This window comes from Leptolyngbya sp. FACHB-711 (assembly GCF_014695615.1).
Classification (GTDB): domain Bacteria; phylum Cyanobacteriota; class Cyanobacteriia; order Elainellales; family Elainellaceae; genus Leptolyngbya_A.
The window spans coordinates 1-2,533 of the sequence record NZ_JACJOR010000589.1; the positions used below are offsets into that span (position 1 = coordinate 1).

Consider the following 2,533-nt stretch of genomic DNA (forward strand, 5'->3'; position numbering starts at 1 on the left):
CATCGCCCCAAGAATTGCTAGAGTTAGATTCAGTTCGATAGAAATTTAAAGACTGGAATTCTTGCCCCCCTAATGGGGTAAGAGTCCTGACGATGGTTCCTATTACTTTGGCAACTAAACAGAGCTTTGGAAATCATGCGTTACGCTGCCGCTAACGCACCCTACGCAATCATCGCATGAGCAGTCACAAAGGTTGCTGGAGTAATAAAAGGCTCCGACAGTTTCCCAATCTGCTTGGCAGAGCCTCTGCACCCTATGTTTGCAATCTATTTGGGAATAATGTGGGTGCTGTAGCGTTAATTGAAACAGTATTAATTAAAGCAGCGCTAATTAGAATATTTTATGTGATAGTTGATTTACGCTTAACGGATTATTATAGTGAATCAAATTTTATTTTTTAATTATCAGAAAGCGAATTAAAAAAATAATCTCAATTTACATTAAATTTTAAAATTAAACATAAATTTGAACATAAATTAGTTATACTAACTAGTGTTAAAAGATAACAAATTAGATAAAACACATAGCTGATATTGTTGATACTGCCGTTAATGCTGGTTCTTTTAGCACTCTGGTTGCTGTCGTAAAGGCTGCTAACTTAGTCGAAATCCTCCAAGGAAAGGGACCTTTTACGGTCTTTCCTCTAACAGATGAGGCGTTTGCAAAGCTGCCCGCAGGTACAGTAGACAAACTCCTTAAAGACATTCCCCAACTCAAGAAGATTCTGACCTATCATGTCGTATCCGGCAAAGTTACGGCAGCGGATGTGACGAAGCTGAAATCGGCTACAACCGTTGAAGGCTCAAATGTGGCGATCGATGCCTCCAAAGGGGTCAAGGTAAATAATTCTACAGTCACAACCCCTGATGTCGCTGCTGATAATGGAGTGATTCACATCATTGATACCGTGCTGATGCCTGCGTAAATCCTTTTCCAGGAGTGGCAACGGCTATTCTTGGATCTATTAAATTGAGGACTTAACGGATGCAGCCTTTACGCTCATTCGTTACGCTTCTCTTAAAAGCTTGGATAAAACTCGTTAAATAAATTTAATCGTTTAATAAACTTAACAACCCTCTCGTACTTTAGATTGATGCGATCGTACATCTAATAGATCCAAGGTACTTTTTATAATACCCCTGTTTCATCACTCTAGCGAGAGTAAGATCAGAATAGATGCTCTTGCTTGAGGTGCCTGTGATGGTTGAACCTCGCCTCCCTCAATCCACAGTTCGTTTTGTCGACAACTATCGTCGAGCCTACCAACATCTCTTTAGCGATGTCCGCAGTTTTGAAGCATTTACCTCTTTGCACCTCGGCTTGGTCGCTCCTCTGCCTCGCAAATCTTTACCTGCCATTGCCAAAACCGGGGGCTTGCCGAATGACCAAGTGCTGCACCACTTCCTAACCCACTCCCCTTGGCAGGTAGGCGCGTTGCGCTACCAACGTCTGTCTTTGATTCTCGAGCAAATCCAGAGACAACCGATTGTCCTCGTCCTTGACGACACCGGAGACCGCAAAAAAGGAAAAACGACCGATTACGTGGACAGACAATACATTGGCAAAGTGGACAATGGCATGGTTTCTGTGAATGCCTATGGAGTGCTGGATGACCTCACCTTTCCCTTGTTGTTCAAAGTGTTCAAACCCCGCCGTCGCCTTAAAGCAGAGGATGTTTATCAAACCAGACTCCAACTGGCCGAGAAAATCATTCAGGAACTGCTAGATTTTGGCTTTCACTTTTCCTTAGTGCGGGCAGACAGTTTCTACGGGGAGAGCCATCCCTTTTTGACTGTGCTCGACGAGTTGAAGTTGCTGTGGATTATGGCGATTCGCTCTAATTATGGCGTGTGGATGCCTAAAGAAGCCGAGATTAGCTACAGTGCTTGGCGAGCGTTTGAGCGAGTGTTTGCTAATGGTGAAACGCAAACCAGATATATCTAAGAAATCGTCTTTGGTCAGCGATTCGAGTGGTGATACTGAACGCTGACGAGTGACCCTACTTTATTGCCTGCCAACAGCACCTGGATGGTGATGAGCCACTTGTCTGCTGAACAAGACCCGGAGTTCATTGGCAATCTCTATGGGTTGAGAACGTGGATAGAATATGGTTTCAAGCAGTGTAAGAATGAGTTGGGATGGGCTGACTACCGACTCACGCACTATGAGCAGATCGAACGATGGTGGGAGATAGTCTTCAGTGTCTATCCGATGCTGAGTTTGCAGTTCTACGGATTGGGTGCTCAACCGCCTGGAATGATCGATGAAGGTCAACATGATCTCCTGACACGATTGCAGCAACATCCCGATTGGCAGGAGGCGCAGGGCTGGAAACGGCGTTTCAACAATGTACAACTGCTGGTTCAACCCTTTATCTTTTTCTGTCTCCTTCAACCTTGGATTAGGCTATTTAATATCTCTATAGCGCTACGCAATCACGTTAGGGCAGTTTTTGAAAGCAGCGTCGACACAATCACGAAAGGTTTCAAACTCATCCCATCGCTGTCGCATCCAGTTCTTCAGGACAAACCAC

The 2,533-nt window shown here is 44.5% G+C and carries 2 protein-coding genes and 1 pseudogene; 2 read left to right on the top strand and 1 reads right to left on the bottom strand.

All coding sequences use genetic code 11. The annotated features are described in order from the left end of the window. Positions 1 to 532 precede the first annotated feature (532 nt). On the top strand, positions 533 to 925 hold the full coding sequence (locus H6F80_RS28630; protein WP_518523680.1) for a fasciclin domain-containing protein: 393 nt from the start codon (positions 533 to 535) through the stop codon (positions 923 to 925). A gap of 275 nt (positions 926 to 1,200) precedes the next feature. After that, positions 1,201 to 1,944, top strand: coding sequence for an IS701 family transposase (locus H6F80_RS28635; RefSeq protein WP_190794913.1), 744 nt, complete (start codon positions 1,201 to 1,203; stop codon positions 1,942 to 1,944). A 483-nt stretch (positions 1,945 to 2,427) separates the two neighbouring features. Here the strand turns inward: H6F80_RS28635 and H6F80_RS28640 are convergent. Continuing rightward, positions 2,428 to 2,533 (bottom strand): annotated as a pseudogene (locus H6F80_RS28640) (IS630 family transposase); the annotation flags it as partial.